The organism is Ensifer sp. PDNC004 (assembly GCF_016919405.1).
GTDB lineage: Bacteria > Pseudomonadota > Alphaproteobacteria > Rhizobiales > Rhizobiaceae > Ensifer.
The window spans coordinates 337,924-355,260 of the sequence record NZ_CP070353.1 but is presented as its reverse complement, the minus strand read 5'-3'; the positions used below and the strand labels follow the sequence as shown (position 1 = coordinate 355,260).

Here is a 17,337-nt window from a genome sequence, read left to right as displayed (position 1 = left end):
TGCAACTCCCCCAGGGTTGCGCGGGAAACTAGGGGGAGATGCCGGCCGGCGCAAGCAACGGATTGGGGCGCTTGCACTCTCACTGCGGTGCGCTTGAAAAGCCCTGCCGGGTCCACTGATAGACCGAGATATCGGTGCGAAAGTTGCCGATACGGGGCGACGCGAGATCGAGGATGTTGACGATGATCGCCGTCCAGACGAGCGTCAGAAGCACGATCAGCATGCGCACCGGCCGGCCCTTGAGGCCGAACTGGTAGCCGAGCGCGCCCATGCTCAGGATCATGACGCCGAGCAGCAGCCAGAAGATCTGCGATGGCAGGCGGATGCCGAGCGCATAGCGTTCCGCCGTGCTTGCATCGAAGGTGTCGTTGACCGCCGCCATCAGCGATGCCGAGATCGGATCGGGATCCTGCTGTATGATCGTCGTCACCCGCCGCCAGATCTGCTGCTGCAGCTTCGACGTGTCGTCGTTTGCCTTGGCGAGCGCTTCGTCGTTGCGCCCGGCGCGCACGAAGTCCTCGCGCGCCCTGGTATAGTCTTCAAGCATCTTGGCGACATCGAGCGCCTCCGGCGTGCCGATCGCCTTGGCGCGCAGCCAGGCGGTACCGATGGCATTGGCCTCGGCAAGCGTGCCCTGCCGCCGCTCGGTGAAGCGCGTGGTAGAGAACGAAAGCGTCAGCGCCAGCACGAAGGCGAGCAGGCCCAGCATGCCGGCTACGACGACGCCGACATTCTCGATCTGGCCACCGGCCCGCTCCTTGCTGCGCACGCCTAAGCGATAGCCGATCTCATGGGCGGCGAGCTGGCCGACAAGGAGAACGGCGGCGAAACCAATGACACTGATTTCAGCAAGCGATACCAGAAAATCCATGAAACCCCTCGGGTTCAGCCGCGCGCACGAATGGGGTCAAACGGCGCACCGACGGCAATACTGTCTTGGGAAAGACTGGGCCAACGCGGGCCGGAAGACCGCGCGACCAGATTGCTCCGCCTGGCTGGAAAGCCGGGCGCAAGCAATCCGCAAGGAGGCCCGCCGCCGGCTGAAGCCGGCGGCGGGGCTTTTCTCGTCAGCGTGGAGCAAGGCTTTCCAGCTCGCCGAGCCGCTTCATCGCGGCCTGCTGCGCCAGCCAGCCGTAGTTGATGCCGCTGGCGTTCAGCGTGCTTCCGGCCTGGTACGGATAATCGTTGAAGTCTTGGAAGAACTCCTTGATCTTCGCCTGTATCGGCACCAGCAGCCACATGTTGCGGGCCAGGAACTCGATCGCTCCGCCGCCGTCCTCCATGCCGCGTTCATAGGGATCCATGCGCAGGTTGGCGATGACCGCCCAGCTCGTGACCTCGCGCTGCGCGGTGGCGATGTTGCCGTGGCTCGCCTGGGCAAAGCTCAGCTTCCAGTCGTTCCAGCGCAGCGCGTTGAGGTTGCCGCCCTGGTCGAAGTAGTAGACGGTCTCGCGCGCCGGCTGCTTGGCCTCACCTTTGAGGGTATCGGTCAAGTCGTAGCCGTCGAGATGCACCTTGAAGGTCTTCGAGGTGCCCTTGAAGCCTTTCTTCATCTCTTCCTTGACGTCGCCGACGCCGGCAGCCGTCGCGAATGTCGGCAACCAATCCATCAGCGTCACAGGGTCGTTGATCTGCGTGCCCGGCTTCACCACACCCGGCCAGCGCACCATCATCGGAATGCGGAAGCCGCCTTCCCAGGTCGTGCCCTTTTCTCCGTGGAACATCGTCTGCGCGCCATCCGGCCACAGCGCCAGTTCGGCACCGTTGTCGGTGGTGTAGAGCACGATGGTGTTGTCGGCGATGCCGAGATCGTCGAGCTGCTTCAGGAGCTGGCCGACATGACCGTCATGTTCCACCATGCCGTCGGCATGGATGCCCTTGCCGGTCTTGCCCATCGAGTCCGGCTTCAGGTGCGTGAAGACGTGCATGCGGGTCGAGTTGAACCAGCAGAAGAACGGCTTGTCGGCCTTGACCTGCCGGTCGATGTAGTCCTTGGCGGCTGTCAGGAACTCCTCGTCGATCGTTTCCATGCGCTTGGTGTTGAGCGCGCCGGTGTCCTCGATCTTGCCGTCGGCGCTCGACTTGATGACGCCGCGCGGGCCGAACTTCTTCTTGAACTCCGGATCCTTCGGATAGAAGTAGCCTTCCGGCTCCTCCTCGGCGTTCAGGTGGTAGAGGTTGCCGAAGAATTCGTCGAAGCCGTGGGCGGTCGGCAGGTGCTCGTCACGGTCGCCGAGGTGGTTCTTGCCGAACTGGCCGGTCGAATAGCCCTTGGTCTTCAGGACATCGGCGATCGTCGGCATCCAGTCCTGGATGCCATGCGGGTCGCCCGGCATGCCGATCGTCAAGAGCCCGGTGCGGAACGGCTCCTGGCCGAGGATGAACGAGGCGCGTCCCGCCGTGCAGCTGTTCTGGCCGTAGCTGTCGGTGAAGATTGCACCCTCGGCGGCAATGCGGTCGATATTGGGCGTGCGATAGCCCATCAGGCCCATCGTATAGGCGCTGATCTGCGGAATGCCGATATCGTCGCCGAAGATGACGAGGATGTTCGGCGGCTTGCCGCTTGCGGCGGTGGAGGACGACTGCGCCTTTGCCGGGCTCACCGAAGCTCCGGAAGCAACCAGCGATGCCGCCGCAAAGATCGTTCCGCTCAAAAGCAGGTCACGGCGACTGACGTCCGTTACCCCGTTCTCGGCCATATCAGGATTGGCCTTGTTACCGTCGCGCATGCTCATCGTATTCTCCCTGTTAAGGCGATCGGAAATGCACTGCTGTCGAGGACCGGGCGAATGATGCGCTTGAGGGGGCGGGTGTCCAAGTACGTAACAGTTACGATGTGCCGCTCCGCAACCGTTACTGCGCCGCGCACTGCAGGCAATCCGTTGCAAGGCCGGGGTGAGCAGCCGGCGAGCAGCCCTTGGAGAATTCGACCGGTGCCACCCTGACAGATTGCCGCAACCGCCCCTTTCGCCTCTGGCGCGACACCCCCGCATGCCTATATGCAAGACGCCAAATACAAGCCCGCAGCCGCAAGGCTATTTAGACAGGGACATCGGGATGGACGACAACGACTTGCAGGGCCGCGCCGCCCATGTCGCAGCGATCCGCGAGCGAGCGGAAGCCGAGATGAAGGCGATCGGCATCGATGCGGCCTTCATCGACCGTCTCGTCGAGACCTTTTATGCCCGGGTGCTTGCCCATCCCGAGCTCGGCCCCGTCTTCGACGCCAGGCTTTCCGGCCGCTGGCCGGAGCATATGGAAAAGATGAAGAGCTTCTGGTCGGCCGTGGCCTTTCGCAACGGCGCCTATGGCGGCAAGCCGGTGCAGGCCCATGTCGGCGTCGCCAATATGACGCCGGATCTCTTCCCGAAATGGCTGGATCTCTTTTCCACGACGCTCGACGACATCGCCCCGAACGGCGAGGCCAAGGCCTGGTTCATGGCCACGGCCGAGCGCATCGCCCGCAGCCTGACGCTGTCGCTGTTCTACAATCCGGCGATGGACGATCCGGCGCTGAAGCGCGGATAGTCGCGGCCGCTCTTGCGCCGTCGATCCCCGTGACCCCCGCGCTTGCATCGGTGTCACCTGCGCGAGACCTGCGATGCGACGGCGACCGAGGCGATGATGACGAGCGTGCCGATCGCCTGCCACAGCGTCACCGCTTCGCCGAGGAAAAATGCCGCGCCGCCGATGCCGAAGACCGGCGTCAGGGTCAGGAACAGCGCGGCAGTGCTCGCGGGCAGGCGCTTGAGACCGATCAGGTAAAGCCAGAAGGCAAGCGCGTATTGGACAATGCCGGATATTAGCGCCAGCGCCAGCATTCCCGCCTCCGCGGCAGCAAGGTCCTTGCCGATCGCCTGAGGCGAGACCCAGGCGAACAGGAAGGCAAGCACGAAGATGAGACCGACCGACTGCTGCAGCGCCGCGAGCACCAGCGGATCGACCTTGGCGACGAGCCGGCTGCTAACCACCACGTAGAGCGCCGCAAACACCGTGCCGAGAATGACGAGGAGATCGCCGGCCGGGCTGAAGCCGCTTTCGGCGCCGTGCGCCCCCGTGACGATCGCAACACCGGCCATCGCCGCAAGGATCGCAAGCAGGGTCGGCAGGCCGACCTTCTCGCGAAACAGGAGCCAGGCGAGCAGCGCGATCAGCAGCGGTTCGGTTGTGGCGATCAGCGAGGCGTTGCCGGCTGTCGTCAGAAGCAGGCCGAAGGTGCCGAAGACATAGGCGAGCCCCGGTTCGAGCACGCCGCTCAGCGCCGCCAGCCGCGTATGGCGATCGAAGCGCAGTCTTTGCCGGGAAACGCCGACGGCGCTCCAGAGAAAGGCGACGCTGGCGCCGAGCTGCAGGCTGACCAGCAACGGCGGCGAAAAAGCCGAAAGCGCGCCCTTCGACATGACGGTGGCAAAGCCCCAGCAGGCGGCGGAAAGCACCATGGCGGCAACCGCAGCCCCAAGCCCGAGCTTACCGGCAACCGCCTCCTGCCCGTGCCCGGTCACGGCCCGGCCTCTCGGGCGACCGCAACGCGCTCGACCGGACAGGTCTCCGGCGTGCAGACGGTCTCGTCGCAAAGCCGACAGATATGGTCGGCGCTGTGGCGGTCCGCGGTTAGCGCCGCCAGCATTTTCTCCACCATCGGTTCTAGATCGACCTGCTGCCACGGATCGAGTGCTGCGACCGCCTTTTCGACCGCCCTTCGGCGGGCATCAAGAATGTCGCTGCGCAGGGCCATGCCGGCTGCCGTGAGCGATAGCGCGACTTGGCGCTTGTCCTCGCCCCGCCCCCGCTCGATCAGCCCCTGGGCCACCAGCCGATCGACCGAGCGCACGGCGGCCGATTGCGTAAAGCCGATGATCGGCGCCAGCGCGCCGACGGACATTCCCTGGTGATAACCGACCGTGATCAGGGCAGCGGCGTCGCTCGGAACGACGCCGAGCTTTTCGCAGGCGCTGACCTGGGCATCGGCGAGAGCCGTGCCGAGTGCCGCGACCAGATTGACGAAACGAGTCGATGCCATATTAAATGAATGACTCATTCATATGTTTATTTTTGGGCGCGGTCGTTCGCGGCTCTGACGGCAGGAACTGACCCTTAAGGTCAGAGCGAGCGACCCGAAAACAGGATATCCTCGGCTTCGTCGATCGACATCGCAAAGACCCGCTTGCCCAGTTCGAAGCCGAAGCCGCCCCGAGCAAAGGCCGAAAGCTCCTTGGCCGTGCGCTTTTCGTCGAGCGCCGCCTTGCGGAACGGCCCGAAGGCGCGCTTTCGCGCCAAGACGACGGCCGCATAGAGATCGTCGGCTTCCGCAACCGCCGCAGCGACGGCATCCCGCGCGACGCCCTTTTCCGACAGCTTCTGCGCGATCGCCCGCTTCGACTTGCCGCCACGCATGGCCGAGCGGGTCTTGATCTCGGCGTAAGCTTTGTCGTTGAGCGCGCCGTTGTCATAGGCAAAGGTCACGGCGGCAGCGGCCAGCAGTTCCACCTGGTTGACGCTGATATCCTCGAACTTCTCCCGCGCCTTGCGCGAGATGGCGTCGAAGAGTTGCTTTTCCGTCAGCATCTGCCGCGCCAGCCGATAGGCAGCCGAATTGCGCGCCCAGGCATACATGCGCGGCGTCGGCTGATCGGATTGCGCTTGATCGTCGATGAGGTCCAAGCCTGCCCTGCCCTCGAAGTGAACCACGGGTGGCAGCCGTCGTTCCACAGGATCGGATCGACGTCGCCCAAGCAAGCGAAATGAGCTGACTCTCCGCGACAAGGCAACCGCGCACCCGGGCAACCGCGCGTTTTTCCCGGCCTTGTTCTGCCGGCCCTGCTCTATCGGCATCAGTGCGGCAGGCGCCCCTTCGGAAAGGCGCGCCTGAGGCAACCGCGGGAGACGCGCGCGGATCTTGCGATCCGCCGGCCGAGCGTTCCCGTCGCGATGCCCTGACAAGGGCACCGGAGCGCGGGATGGTCTATTCGAACTTCTCGGTGCTGTCGGCCTTGCCCTTCACCCAGTAGCCCGAGGCTTTCAGCCAGGTGAGCGGCAGGCCGCGCTCCTCGACGAAGTGGGCGCGGATCGCCCGGGTGACCGCGGCTTCGGCCGCGATCCAGACGAAGGTGCCCGGCTCGAGTGGAACCTGGCGCACCACGGCAAGCAGCGCCGCCGGGTCATGTGCCGCGTCGAGCGGGCGATAGGCCCAATGGGTTTCAAGCGCCGCTTCGGTGCGGAAATCCTGCCGCTCCTGCGGCCCGGTGACGACCGCGATGCTGGTGACCTGATGGCCCGCCGGTATTTCCTCGATCCGTCGGCCGATCGCCGGCAGCGCCGTCTCGTCGCCAATCAGCAGCCAGCGCTTGAAGTCTCCCGAGACGACCGCCGAGCCCCGCGGCCCGCCGATTTCGAGATGATCGCCGACCGCGGCATTCATCGCCCAGGCCGTCACCGGCCCCGCCTCGTGCAGCGCGAAGTCGAGCACCAGCGTGCAGGCGTCGGTGTCGTAGCGCCGCGGCGTGTAATCCCGGTGCTCCACCGTGCCATCGGCGCCGGGCACGAAGATCTTGATATGGTCATCCGCCCCGAGACTGACGAAGTCGCCGAGATCGTCGCCGGAAAGCGTGATCCGCAGCATGCCGGGCGTGACCCGCTCGATGGCGGAAACGACAAGCGATCGGCGCTTCAGCTCGTGGCGAACACGTTCGATACGCGGCGTCGGGAGATGGGAATAGGCGGGAAAATTGTCCATTTGCATCCTTTGGGGGCCTTGAAAGCTCGATCCGCAGGACACAGTCGCGCAGATCGAAGCCGCTTCTGGCCGTTCGATCATACGCGTTGAGTGACGTTAACGCTTACGTGGCCGGGCGTGCCCGGTCATGTCCGTCCTGTCTATCGGAAGGCCCCGCTTCGATCAATGCGTCATCTTGACTAAAAGAAGAAGGTTTTACCAGCCAAAAGAAAAACGCGCCGGCGAAGCAAGCGCGTTTCTCGAAATCAAGAAGAGCTGAAGAGCCTTAGGCGGCCAGCGCCGCGACTTCGCCACGGATAAGGTCGCCGAGACGGCGGATGCCCTCGTCGATCATCTGGTCGTTGGCGCAGGAGAAGGAGACGCGCAGCGTGTTCTCGCCCGAGCCATCGGCAAAGAAGGCACGACCGGGAACGAAGGCGACCTTGGCCGTCTCGATCGACTTTGCCAGCAGTGCGGCGCCATCCATGCCCTTCGGCAGCGTCACCCAGACGAACATGCCGCCTTCCGGCTTCGTCCAGGACACGCCCTCGGGCATGTACTTTTCAAGCGCTGCGAGCATGGCGTTGCGGCGCTGCTTGTAGACCCGGTGGATCTTGGCCACCTGGTGGTCGAAGCCGCGCTCGGCAACGGTGCAGATCGCCATCTGGTTGATGGTCGAGGAATGAAGGTCTGCGGCCTGCTTCAAGAGCACCAGCTTGCGGATGACCTTCTCAGACGCGCAGACCCAGCCGACGCGAAGGCCGGGAGCGAGCGTCTTGGAGAACGAGCCGCAATAGATCGTGCGGGTGTTGTTGATGTCGCCCTTCTTGGCGATTTCGAGCGCGAGGATCGGCGGCACCGGCTCGCCGTCATAACGCAGCGACTGATAGGCAGCGTCTTCGATGACGGCGATATCGAGGTCTTCGGCCAGCTGAAGCACGCGCTCGCGCCCGGCGCGGTCGACGGTCTCGCCGGTCGGGTTGGCGAAGTCAGCCGAGAGATAGGCGAACTTCACACGGCCGCCGGCATCGGTTGCCGCCTGGCGGTAGGCTTCCGGCGTGCGGTTGCCGTTGGGGTTCAGCTGGTCGTAGGTCGGCTCGTAGGCGTTGAACGCCTGCAGCGCGCCGAGATAGGTCGGCCAGGTGACGAGCGCCGTATCGTTCGGCGACAGGAACAGCTTGCCGAGATAATCGAGGCCCTGCTGCGAGCCCGACGTGATGAAGATGTTGTCGGCGCCGGCGGGAATGCCGAGATCGGCCATCTGCTTGGCAAGCCATTCGCGCAGCGGCTTGTAGCCTTCGCTGACCGAATACTGCAGCGCGGCACTCACGGCCGGACCGGAAAAGATCTCCGCATAAGCGTCCTTGAATTCCGCATCCGGAAACAGCGCGGGATCGGGAATGCCACCGGCAAACGAGATGATGTCGGGGCGATCGAGCAGCTTCAACAGTTCGCGGATTTCCGAAGCGCGCATACGGCTAGAGCGCGTCGCGAAGATATGTTCCCAATCCAGCATGGGGTGTTTCCTCAAGAAGATTATTGCGGAAAGCGGTTCTCCGCTTTCTCCACGGGTTTTAGAGCGCCATGCGTTATCACGAACGCGCAAGGGACGCTCTAGCCTTTTCGTTCTAAAACACCTTTCCGCTTCAAGCGATCCCGCTTGCTTGCGGAAGACGGTGAAGCGACAGGATCATGGCCGCCAATTTATGTCAACATTATTGACCTAAATTCGTGCGATTTTCGCCCCTTTCAGCGCATTGAACCTAACGTCGAATGACTGACGCTACCTCAGTTCGCGGCAATCGCGAGCGGGCTCCGCGCGATGCCCATCAGAGCGTAACCGTTACATGCTTGCCGCTTGCCGGAAGCGGGCGCAGAGTCGCGCCGACCGATTGTCTTTCATCAGCTCAAGTCCCGATAGCCCGAGTTTCCTTGCGTCTCGAACCCCTGACGATATGGAGCGACATGTCATGAGCAAGCATCCGGTATCCGATCATTCCCGAAAGACCGACCTGCCCCAGAACGACCAATCCTTGAGCGTCAGCCGGCGCGATCTCCTACTCGGCGGCAGCGCGCTCGCCGCAGCCGCCCTCACCGTTTCGGCCCCCGCCGTGCACGCCCAGCAATCGAGCACGCCGGCCACGGGCGGCGGCGGCAAGCCCAACATCCTGATGATCATGGGCGACGATATCGGCTGGTTCAATCCGAGCATCTACCATCGTGGCCTCATGGGCTACCGCACGCCCAACATCGACCGCATCGGCAACGAGGGCGCGCTCTTTACGGACTGGTATGGTGAGCAGAGCTGCACGGCCGGCCGCGCGGCCTTCATCACCGGCCAGTCGCCGATCCGAACCGGCCTGACGAAAGTCGGCCTGCCTGGCGCCGATCTCGGCCTGCAGGCAGAAGACCCAACCGTTGCCGAACTCCTGAAGGCGCAGGGTTACGCAACCGGCCAGTTCGGCAAGAACCATCTGGGCGACAAGGACGAATTCCTGCCGACCAATCACGGCTTCGACGAGTTCTTCGGCAACCTCTACCACCTCAATGCCGAAGAAGAACCGGAAAACCCCGACTATCCGAAGAACCCGGAATTCGCCAAGCGCTTCGGCCCGCGCGGCGTCATCCATTCCTATGCCGATGGCCGGATCGAAGACACCGGCGCGCTGACGAAGAAGCGCATGGAAACGGTGGACGCCGAATTCCTGGCCGCCGCACTCGATTTCATCGACCGGCAGAACGGCGCCCAGAAACCCTGGTTCTGCTACTTCAACTCCACCCGCATGCACGTCAACACCCACCTGAAACCGGAGTCCGAAGGCAAGACCGGCAAGGGCATCTATGCGGACGGCATGGTCGAGCATGACGGAATGGTCGGAGAACTGCTGAAGAAGCTCGACGATCTCGGTCTCGCCGAAAACACCATCGTCATCTACACCACCGACAACGGCGCCGAGGTGATGACCTGGCCGGATGGCGGCAACACCCCCTTCCGCGGCGAGAAGGCCACCAACTGGGAAGGCGGCTACCGCGTGCCGACCTGCATCCGCTGGCCGGGTGTGATCAAGCCGAACACCATCTACAACGAGATGTTCTCGCACTACGATTTCATCCCGACATTCTGCGCGGCCGCCGGCGAGCCGGATATCGTCGACAAATGCAAGACCGGCTATCAGGCCGGCAGCAAGACCTTCAAGGTGCATCTCGACGGCAACAATCTCATGCCCTTCTTCCGCGGCGAGGTGAAGGACGGGCCACGGCGCGAATTCCTCTACTGGAACGACGACGGCGAACTGGTCGCGGTGCGCTTCCAGGACTGGAAAGTCGTGTTCAAGGCACAAGAAAGCACCGGCATCGGCGTATGGAGGGATCAGTTCACCACCTTGCGTACACCCAAGCTGTTCAACCTCAGGGCCGATCCGTTCGAACGCGGCGATGAATCGATCGAGTACGAGAAGTGGTTCTTCGACCGGGCCTTCGTCGTGGTGCCGTCGCAGGCGATCGTGGCGAAATGGCTGGAAAGCTTCAAGGAGTTCCCGATCCGCCAGAAGCCGGCAAGCTTCAACCTCGACGAGGTGATGGACAAGCTGTCGAACACGAAACAATAGGCCACCACGCTTACAGGCGGGCTCTTCCGCAGGTCAGCGCACCCGCGGGAGGGCTTTGCCTGTCGCGTGACCGTGAGGCAAAGTCCGGCCTGCCCGAAGGCAGATCGACACCTATGGCGGTTGCCGGGCACCGACACGTCCCCGACGCACGTCAATTGTCCTCGTTGAAAGCGCTGACGTTGCCGCATGCAGAAGGCCCGGCATTGCAGCCGCTCGCCATGCGCCAAGAGTCGAGCGTCTGGTAGGTTCCACGAGAGATCCCCTTCCCGTGCCCACAGGTCCGACGCAATCGTGGCCGAAGCTTTTTTTCGAGGCGCATACCCGAGACCGCTGGCGGCTGCCCGCCTTTGCGCTAAACCATCGAACCGTAGCCGCGCACCGATGACCACGCAGGAAACCCCATGGCAAATCGCGATCCAGACGACACCCTCGCCTTCTATCGACACAACGCCGCGGCCTATGCGGCGCGCGAGCGCCAGCCACCGACTGCACGCCTCGCCGCCTTCATCGGCCGGTTGCCTCCGGGTGCTGCGGTGCTCGATCTCGGTTGCGGTGGCGGGCACGACAGCCTTGTGCTGTTGGAACAGGGTTTCGACGTCACCGCTTGCGACGGCTCGGCAGAACTGGCGGCGGAGGCGCAAACGCGGATCGGTCGAACAGTCGAGGTGGTCAGGTTTCAGGAGATCGACTGGCACGACCGCTTCGATGGGATCTGGGCCGAAGCGTCGCTCCTGCATGTGCCGCGCGCAGAGCTTGGCGATGTGCTGGCGCGCGTTTTGCGGGCGCTGAAGCCAGGCGGCTTCCTGCAGGCGAGCTTCAAGGCCGGCGACAAGGAAGGCCACGACCGCTTCGGCCGCTACTTCAACTACCCGTCGGAGCCGTGGCTGCGCGCCTGTTTCGAGCAAGCGGGCTGGTCAGAGTTTGCCATCAGCAAGGCCGATGGCGGTGGCTATGACGGCGAACCGACGCGCTGGCTGCATGTCGCGGCGAACCGCGCGGACTGAAGCACATTCAGAGAGCCGCCCTCGCCGCCGAACTCCGCTACTTCGTCGTCGCAAACATGGCGTCGACAAACCGTCTCTTCTCCGCCTCCTGCTCAGCGGAATTGCCGCGGGTGTAAACCAGCGTTCTCCACGCATCGCGACCGCTGACGGCGACCGTCACTTCAACAGACGTGTCCTCGGCGCTCACTGCCTTACCCGTTGCCCTTAGGCCTGCCTGAAGGCCCGCCATGTCAAAAATAGTGACGGGCTGCCACCCGGTGGTGATATCGACCTCCTCGCGGAGCACTTTCTCGAGCGCCTCCGCATAGAGGTCCGCTCCAATGCCATCCGAAGGCAACTGTTCGTGCCCGAAAAGCGCCTCGGAGAGAAGCTCATCGGAAACGAAGTAGAAAACCCGACCGCTATTGGTCTCAAGCTCCTCTGGCTTCCAGGACCTCCCGATCGTCGCCACGCGCTGGGTCATCGGGTTGGACCAGCTCTGAGTGGTCTTTAGATCGCTCTCCATGGCCCGCTCCTCCGCTTGCAGCGCGAAACTACCGATGAGGAGAGCGGCCGCCACGACCAGGGTCACCCCGAACCGAAACTGCGAGGGATCGGCGACAACGACGGGGTTCCCGCTGTCGTAGCTTGCGGGTTGCCCAAGAGAGACGCGGCGGTGCTGTCGGATCTGGGTGAAGAGCGCGATGATCGGAATGCCCAGCCCGAGGCCGATAACCCATACCCTGAACTCCCTTACGAGGAAGAACAGGGCACGGTTGCGACCCGCAGGCACCGGGACGCGCACACCCGCGATCGCCTTGCCCGGCGTCGTCCCCGTGATCATCATGCTGAGCGCCAGCATCAGGGCAACCAGCGGTAACAACATCAAGCCAAAAAGAACGCCGTTTATGGAGACAATTTGCAGGTAAATGCTCGGCGCGTACAAAACGGCCCATAGCCCGATACCGAACCCGAGCAGCGGGGTGAATAGAAAATTGTCGATGAGGCGCGCCCAGAACCGGGGCCAGGGCCGGGAATTGCGGATCAGTCCGGGCTGAACGGCTGGTTCCTCGACGATGGGTTCGGCGGCATCCGCCTCGGCTGCGGTCGCCGGGATGGGTGGCGGCACAAAGGCATCGACAAGGTCTGGATGGGATCCGGCCGCCTGCCGTTCCTCCAGACCTTCGCGCCACACAATGGTTTCTTGCGTGATCCTGCCATTCCGAACAAGCGCTCGGAGATCGTCGTCATCGACAGGACCGAGTTGATCCGGTCCGGTCAAATAGTACCAAACTGCCATGCTGCTACCCCTCGACTGAGCGGCTCAGGTAGCAAACGCCTTCACAGCCGTAAAGTTGTGCAAATAGAAAATGAAAAGAGCCAGGAGTTGTCGCCGTTCGGAGGCGCCACGACGGCTGGCGCGACGCGCATGCCTGGCGTTTTCCGACCGCTCCGGGTCGGCAATCAACCCGCCTTCGCGACCGCGCCCCTCAGGCCTCGCGGCTGAAGTAACTCAGGATCAGAAGCGTGCAGATCGCCGCAACGATCACGGCGTCGAAAAGTGCAAAGTGCTCGAAGAACGAGGGCATGGCATTTCCTCCTTCCAACTAAACCTATGAGAGCACAGATTTCCAAAACTTGGAAGAAGTTTTGGAAAATATACTGATCAAACAATGCGATTGGTCAAAATACTATTTGCATCGCAGCATTATTTATTTGCACTGCACAAAGCTCAATCCCATGAAAATTATCGGCCTCAGTGCCACGACAGCCCATTGATGCAGCCGTCGATAGGCCGTCCGAGACGCGGCATTTCGCCCCTTCGCCACCACAACAATGTTAATTGACGGCGCTACCGGAAGATGCAGATATTAGCAATATCGAATAAAATGATCCGCCGTCCGGCCGGGTCGCATTTCCAGGGGGTGCGCATGTCTGAACTGCAAGCGAATAACGCCCGTGCAAACGCATGCGGCGGCAAGAGCGCTGGCGCGGATCCGGAAGCGGGCCCGACCCGGCGCGACGTTCTCATGAGCGGTGCGGCACTTGCCCTTGCCGCCGGCATGCCGGCGGGCCTTGTGGCTCTTGCCCCGGATGCGGCGCAAGCAGCCGGCACGACGGCGCCGAACATCGTCTACATCATCGCCGACGATCTCGGCTGGGGCGATGTCGGCTTCCGCGGTTCGGACATCAGGACGCCCAATCTCGACCGGCTGGCGGCGACCGGGGTAACCTTCGACCAGTTCTACACCCAGCCGATGTGCACGCCGACGCGCGCCGCCTTCCTTACCGGCCGTTACCCGTTGCGCTATGGCCTGCAGACGGGCGTGATCCCCTCGCCCGGCTCCTACGGACTGGCGCTCGACGAGTATCTGCTTTCCCAGGTGATGAAGGACGCCGGCTACCGGACGGCGCTCGTCGGCAAGTGGCATCTCGGCCATGCCAAGCCGGAATATTGGCCGAAGCAACGCGGCTTCGACACCTTCTACGGCGCGCTGGTCGGCGAGATCGACCACTTCAAGCACTCTTCCCATGGGGTGAAGGACTGGTACAGGGGCAACAGGCCGATCGAGGAGACCGGCTTCGACAACACGCTGATCGGCGACGAGGCGGCTCGGGTGGTCGAAAGCCACGATCCCGCAAGCCCGCTCTTCCTCTATCTCGCCTTCACCGCACCGCACACGCCCTTCCAGGCGCCGGACGACGCACTCGACCACTACAAGCACATCGCGGACAAGAACCGCCGGGCCTATGCGGCGATGGTCTCCGTGCTCGACGACGGCATCGGCAAACTGCTGGCCTCGCTCGAAAAACGCGGCATGCGCGACAACACGCTGATCGTCTTTCACAGCGACAATGGCGGCGTGACGAGTTCGCTCTTTGCCGGAGACAGCAAGGTGAGCGGCGAACTGCCGGCCGACAACGGCCATTACCGCGACGGCAAGGGCACGCTCTACGAGGGCGGCACCCGCGTGGTGGCGCTTGCCAACTGGCCGAAGAAGATCAAGCCCGGCAAGGTCGCAGGCATGGTCCACGTGGTCGACATGTATCCGACGCTGGCCGCGATCGTCGGCGCGACGCTCGACAAGAACCAGCCGCTCGACGGCATCAACCTGTGGCCCTCCTTGAGCGAGAGCAAGCCGACGCCGCGCACCGAGGTGGTCTACAACGTCGATCCCATGGGGGGCGCCGTGCGAAGGGACAACTGGAAGCTCGTCTGGAAGGCGACGCTGCCGCAAAAGGTCGAACTCTTCGACCTTGGCGCCGACCCGTCCGAGGCACATGACCTTTCGGCCGACTACGCCGACCGGGTGCGCGACTTCCAGGACTGGATCACCAGCCTTGCAGTCGAGATGGACCAGCCGCTGCTGCTGATGGAAGCGGCGCGCCTGACGTTCTACGCGCCGCCCGTCGTTGCCGATCCCTCGACGCTGTTCAATCTTGGCGATTGATGACCTGCGGGATGGCCGCGGCCGGGTTGTCGCTAGACCGGCGTTACCGATTTCACGCTGCCGGCGGTATCGACTATGCAAGTGAACTTGCGGCCGGCCGCGTCGAGGTCGACGCTGTAGGAAGCGGCATCGAGCGCGCGCGAACTGGTCGGCAGTACCTTCGTGCTGTCGACCTGGGCGGCGCCGGCCGCGGCATGGGCGCAGAGCAGTTGCAGGTCGGCCGGCGCCGTCTGCAGGCTGGTGCGGGCCATGTCCTCGGGCTTGGGCGCGGACTGGCAGCCGCTGATCGCGGCCGTGGCCGCCAGTGCCAGAACAAGGCCCTTCATACGCAATATCCCCTCGCTCACCACGTATCCTCCCCTTCGGATCTTCTGTCCCTGTTCCTTCGCGCGATCGGCCACGCGTGTCCCCGGCGGCCGATCGGTTCCATCCTGGCGCCCGCAAGGCGTCTGCACCTGCAATATCCCTGCGCCGGCGCGCCGCTCTCAAGCGGCCCGCCTTGCTCTGCTCAAACGCCCTTGTAGAGCGCCGCCCCCTGCATGAGCACGATCACCTTGGCGCCGATCTCGATGCGCGAATGCAGGTCGATGACGTCGTCATTGTTCATGCGGATACAGCCGGAGGAAACGTCGAGCCCGATCGTCCAGGGCTCGACCGTGCCGTGGATGCGGTAGATCGTGTCCTGGTCGTCCTCGTAGAGATAGAGCGCGCGGGCGCCGAGCGGATTGTCCGGCCCGCCGGGCATGCCGGCCGCCCATTTCGCCGCATTCGGGTCGCGCGCCACCATTTCGGCTGGCGGCGTCCAGGTCGGCCATTCGGCCGTGCGCCCGACGCGCACGATGCCGGCCCAGCCGAAGCCCTCGCGGCCGACGCCGATGCCGTAGCGGATCGCCTGCCCGCCGGGCTGGACGAGATAGAGGAAATGCTGGTTGCCGTCGATGATGATCGTGCCCGGCTTTTCCGCCGTGCGGAAGGTCACCACCTGGCGGCGGAAGGCCTCCGGCAGCTGGTTGTTGCGAGCGAAATACTGCCGCGCTTTCGTCTTGTCGTAGTTGACCCATTTCTTGGTACGGGCGTCGTAGATCTGCGTCTGCGCCCAGGCGGCAAGCGGCCCGAGCGTCAGGGCAGCGGCAAGCACCGCTATGCCGAACCTGCGCCGCGTCCACATCGGCCGTTCCTTGCCGGCAGGGCGATTGTCGTCAAAACGTCCGCTCATGGCTTGGCCCACCCGTCGATGCGCGCCGCGTTGTCTTCGGCCCATTTCTTGGCGTAGTCGGCCGGCGCCTGCCGCTCGACCTCCAGCGCGTAGCTCATCTTGGTCACTTCCTCCGGCGAGAAATCCACCTTCTCCAGGAACTTCGCCACGTCGGGGTGTTTCTTGCCGAAGGCGGTGGCATAGGCGATCTGGAAATGCGCCGCCTGCCAGGCGGTCGAAGCGCTGGATTTCGACACCCAGAGCGGATCGCTCGGCGGCAGGATCTTCCACTTGGCGGCATCGTGCGGCGGCTCTTCGAGCCGTGCGATCTGGTGCAGCTCGAAGACGTGATGCGGCGCGTAGCAGTAGAACACCATCGGCCGCTCTGTCGCGACGGCCGCGTCGACGGCCGCCATCGCCACCTCCTCTTCGGCCTCGAACAGCGTTAGCGTCTTGTCGTAGCCGTAGCCGGCCGCCCGCGCCCGCTCGATGCCGGTCGAAAGCCAGGTGGCGGCGCCGATCCACATCTCGCCCTTGCCGTCGCCGTCGGTGTCGAGGATCTTCGTCTTTTCCGGGTCGCTGAGATCGGCGGCCGACTTGATCGTCTTTGCCGCTTTCGGCGTGGCGCAAAGCCCCTGCCAGGCCGGCACGCTGCGCTCGGTCAGCTGGCCGACCTTCTTGTCGGTCACGTATTTGCGCACGACGTCTTCGAAGTTCGGCCGCCAGACTTCCGGCTGGATGTCGACCGTGCCCGCTTCGAAACCGACGAAGGCATTGAGCGTGCCGAGTTCCTTGACCTCGGCGTCGAGCCCGAACTTCTTGGCGATGCCCACTTTCAGGATATTGGCCGTCGCCTGGCCCGACGGCCAGTTGGGCATGGCGATCACCAGATCGGCGGCAGTGGCAGGCAGCGCCACGGATGCGGCGAATATGGCAGCCAGCGCCGCTGGCAGAAACCTCGACTTTTCCTTCACAATCCCCTCCGGCCTCGAGCAATCGATGCGAATGACGTCGTGAATGCGTATGTCGTGCTTTTGTGACGCCGAAGCGCGCCGCAACTCTGCTGGTTTCCCTTGATGACGAGACCCTGCAGCTCTTCAGAATGCCATGGCGACCTTGCGAAACGCGCGATCACTGTGGGCGAATGCGAAGCTTATCAATGCCTTGGGCCTTGGGCCTTGGGCCTTTGGCCCTGCTCTTCCCCGTGCCGTATCCGGCATCTTCGTTCGTTGGCCGGCAGGATGCATAGAACCGCGGGCTTCGTCAACGTATCAGCGATACCACACGTTGCACGGACACGTCTGCCGATCGTCAATCACCCGGCAATGCCACGCCCGACTTTGGAGACGACAGTGCCGGAATTCATCGTGGCGTTCGAGCTCGCGTG

General features: G+C 63.7%; 15 protein-coding genes. 4 read left to right on the top strand and 11 right to left on the bottom strand.

Going from position 1 to position 17,337, the window contains the following annotated elements:
- Positions 1 to 79: 79 nt before the first annotated feature.
- A complete protein-coding gene (locus tag JVX98_RS09610; RefSeq protein ID WP_192446610.1) occupies positions 80 to 871 on the bottom strand; it encodes a hypothetical protein in 792 nt (263 codons plus the stop codon).
- 196 nt (positions 872 to 1,067) lie between these two features.
- Positions 1,068 to 2,729 carry an arylsulfatase gene (locus JVX98_RS09605; RefSeq protein WP_246765041.1) on the bottom strand — a complete coding sequence of 554 codons (1,662 nt, stop codon included), beginning with the start codon at positions 2,727 to 2,729 and terminating at the stop codon, positions 1,068 to 1,070.
- 328 nt (positions 2,730 to 3,057) lie between these two features.
- On the opposite strand from JVX98_RS09605, the gene JVX98_RS09600 reads away from it, so the two are divergent.
- Positions 3,058 to 3,528, top strand: coding sequence for a group III truncated hemoglobin (locus JVX98_RS09600; RefSeq protein WP_192446611.1), 471 nt, complete (start codon positions 3,058 to 3,060; stop codon positions 3,526 to 3,528).
- Positions 3,529 to 3,581: 53 nt separating this feature from the next.
- Here JVX98_RS09600 and JVX98_RS09595 read toward each other — a convergent pair whose 3' ends face one another.
- The 5 genes from JVX98_RS09595 to JVX98_RS09575 all read right to left on the bottom strand — a co-directional run bounded on the left by JVX98_RS09595 (position 3,582) and on the right by JVX98_RS09575 (position 8,228).
- Complete coding sequence (locus tag JVX98_RS09595; protein WP_205238432.1) at positions 3,582 to 4,502, bottom strand: DMT family transporter; 921 nt, start codon at positions 4,500 to 4,502, stop codon at positions 3,582 to 3,584.
- On the bottom strand, positions 4,499 to 5,020 hold the full coding sequence (locus JVX98_RS09590) for a MarR family winged helix-turn-helix transcriptional regulator (protein ID WP_192446612.1): 522 nt from the start codon (positions 5,018 to 5,020) through the stop codon (positions 4,499 to 4,501). Before JVX98_RS09590 ends, JVX98_RS09595 begins: the two co-directional genes overlap by 4 nt.
- Before the next feature lie 80 nt (positions 5,021 to 5,100).
- Complete coding sequence (gene recX / locus JVX98_RS09585) at positions 5,101 to 5,661, bottom strand: recombination regulator RecX (protein ID WP_043616341.1); 561 nt, start codon at positions 5,659 to 5,661, stop codon at positions 5,101 to 5,103.
- A gap of 301 nt (positions 5,662 to 5,962) precedes the next feature.
- Positions 5,963 to 6,733 (bottom strand): siderophore-interacting protein, encoded by a 771-nt coding sequence (locus tag JVX98_RS09580; RefSeq protein WP_192446614.1) that lies wholly within the window; start codon positions 6,731 to 6,733, stop codon positions 5,963 to 5,965.
- Positions 6,734 to 6,998: 265 nt separating this feature from the next.
- Positions 6,999 to 8,228: a PLP-dependent aminotransferase family protein gene (locus tag JVX98_RS09575; RefSeq protein ID WP_205238431.1), complete on the bottom strand. Its 1,230-nt coding sequence runs from the start codon at positions 8,226 to 8,228 to the stop codon at positions 6,999 to 7,001.
- A gap of 454 nt (positions 8,229 to 8,682) precedes the next feature.
- Between JVX98_RS09575 and JVX98_RS09570 the strand changes: the two genes are divergently transcribed.
- Together JVX98_RS09570 and JVX98_RS09565 are read left to right on the top strand one after the other, a co-directional pair.
- A complete protein-coding gene (locus tag JVX98_RS09570) occupies positions 8,683 to 10,320 on the top strand; it encodes an arylsulfatase (protein WP_205238430.1) in 1,638 nt (545 codons plus the stop codon).
- 401 nt (positions 10,321 to 10,721) lie between these two features.
- A complete protein-coding gene (locus JVX98_RS09565; RefSeq protein WP_205238429.1) occupies positions 10,722 to 11,324 on the top strand; it encodes a bifunctional 2-polyprenyl-6-hydroxyphenol methylase/3-demethylubiquinol 3-O-methyltransferase UbiG in 603 nt (200 codons plus the stop codon).
- Positions 11,325 to 11,361: 37 nt separating this feature from the next.
- On the opposite strand, the gene JVX98_RS09560 is transcribed toward JVX98_RS09565, so the two are convergent.
- Complete coding sequence (locus JVX98_RS09560) at positions 11,362 to 12,603, bottom strand: RDD family protein (protein ID WP_205238428.1); 1,242 nt, start codon at positions 12,601 to 12,603, stop codon at positions 11,362 to 11,364.
- Between the two features lie 631 nt (positions 12,604 to 13,234).
- Between JVX98_RS09560 and JVX98_RS09555 the strand changes: the two genes are divergently transcribed.
- Positions 13,235 to 14,755, top strand: coding sequence for an arylsulfatase (locus JVX98_RS09555; protein WP_205238427.1), 1,521 nt, complete (start codon positions 13,235 to 13,237; stop codon positions 14,753 to 14,755).
- Between the two features lie 32 nt (positions 14,756 to 14,787).
- Here JVX98_RS09555 and JVX98_RS09550 read toward each other — a convergent pair whose 3' ends face one another.
- From JVX98_RS09550 to JVX98_RS09540, 3 genes are all read right to left on the bottom strand, one after another.
- Positions 14,788 to 15,081: a hypothetical protein gene (locus JVX98_RS09550; protein ID WP_246764989.1), complete on the bottom strand. Its 294-nt coding sequence runs from the start codon at positions 15,079 to 15,081 to the stop codon at positions 14,788 to 14,790.
- Between the two features lie 182 nt (positions 15,082 to 15,263).
- Positions 15,264 to 15,923 carry a L,D-transpeptidase gene (locus JVX98_RS09545; RefSeq protein WP_205239419.1) on the bottom strand — a complete coding sequence of 220 codons (660 nt, stop codon included), beginning with the start codon at positions 15,921 to 15,923 and terminating at the stop codon, positions 15,264 to 15,266.
- A gap of 44 nt (positions 15,924 to 15,967) precedes the next feature.
- A complete protein-coding gene (locus JVX98_RS09540) occupies positions 15,968 to 16,903 on the bottom strand; it encodes a glycine betaine ABC transporter substrate-binding protein (RefSeq protein ID WP_371826559.1) in 936 nt (311 codons plus the stop codon).
- Positions 16,904 to 17,337: the final 434 nt, after the last annotated feature.

Coding starts and splice junctions, on each gene's coding strand:
- JVX98_RS09610 (WP_192446610.1), bottom strand. CDS start 871: ATGGATTTTCTGGTATCGCTTGCTGAAATCAGTGTCATTGGTTTCGCC.
- JVX98_RS09605 (WP_246765041.1), bottom strand. CDS start 2,729: ATGCGCGACGGTAACAAGGCCAATCCTGATATGGCCGAGAACGGGGTA.
- JVX98_RS09600 (WP_192446611.1), top strand. CDS start 3,058: ATGGACGACAACGACTTGCAGGGCCGCGCCGCCCATGTCGCAGCGATC.
- JVX98_RS09590 (WP_192446612.1), bottom strand. CDS start 5,020: ATGGCATCGACTCGTTTCGTCAATCTGGTCGCGGCACTCGGCACGGCT.
- JVX98_RS09580 (WP_192446614.1), bottom strand. CDS start 6,733: ATGGACAATTTTCCCGCCTATTCCCATCTCCCGACGCCGCGTATCGAA.
- JVX98_RS09575 (WP_205238431.1), bottom strand. CDS start 8,228: ATGCTGGATTGGGAACATATCTTCGCGACGCGCTCTAGCCGTATGCGC.
- JVX98_RS09570 (WP_205238430.1), top strand. CDS start 8,683: ATGAGCAAGCATCCGGTATCCGATCATTCCCGAAAGACCGACCTGCCC.
- JVX98_RS09565 (WP_205238429.1), top strand. CDS start 10,722: ATGGCAAATCGCGATCCAGACGACACCCTCGCCTTCTATCGACACAAC.
- JVX98_RS09560 (WP_205238428.1), bottom strand. CDS start 12,603: ATGGCAGTTTGGTACTATTTGACCGGACCGGATCAACTCGGTCCTGTC.
- JVX98_RS09555 (WP_205238427.1), top strand. CDS start 13,235: ATGTCTGAACTGCAAGCGAATAACGCCCGTGCAAACGCATGCGGCGGC.
- JVX98_RS09550 (WP_246764989.1), bottom strand. CDS start 15,081: ATGAAGGGCCTTGTTCTGGCACTGGCGGCCACGGCCGCGATCAGCGGC.
- JVX98_RS09545 (WP_205239419.1), bottom strand. CDS start 15,923: ATGTGGACGCGGCGCAGGTTCGGCATAGCGGTGCTTGCCGCTGCCCTG.